Raw genomic sequence first — 377 nt, forward strand, 5'->3', positions numbered from 1 at the left:
CGACCTGGCCCCGGCCGAGGATCTGAGCGACGGCGCCTGGACGCGCACCATCGCCGTCAACCTGACCGGCAGCTTCCTGATGGCGCAGGCCGTGGGGCGCGGGATGATCGCGCGGGCCAAGGGCGGGCGCATCATCAACCTGGCCAGCCAGGCAGGCTCGGTCGCGATCGAGGGGCATGTGGCCTATTGCGCGTCGAAGTTCGGCATCGTCGGCGTGACCAGGACGCTAGCGCTGGAATGGGGCGGGCACGGAATCACCGTCAATTCCATCTCTCCGACCGTGGTGATGACCGATCTGGGCCGCAAGGCCTGGGAGGGCCCCAAGGGCGAGGCGATGAAGGCGCTGATCCCCGCCGGCCGCTTTGCCGAACCCCACG

General features: G+C 69.5%; 1 protein-coding gene. It reads left to right on the forward strand.

All coding sequences use genetic code 11. The features are described from left to right. A partial coding sequence (locus TW83_RS16665; RefSeq protein ID WP_045983906.1) for an SDR family NAD(P)-dependent oxidoreductase occupies positions 1-377 on the forward strand: 377 nt, incomplete at both ends.

The sequence above is a fragment of the Paracoccus sp. S4493 genome, from assembly GCF_000967735.1.
GTDB classification, from domain to species: domain Bacteria; phylum Pseudomonadota; class Alphaproteobacteria; order Rhodobacterales; family Rhodobacteraceae; genus Paracoccus; species Paracoccus marcusii.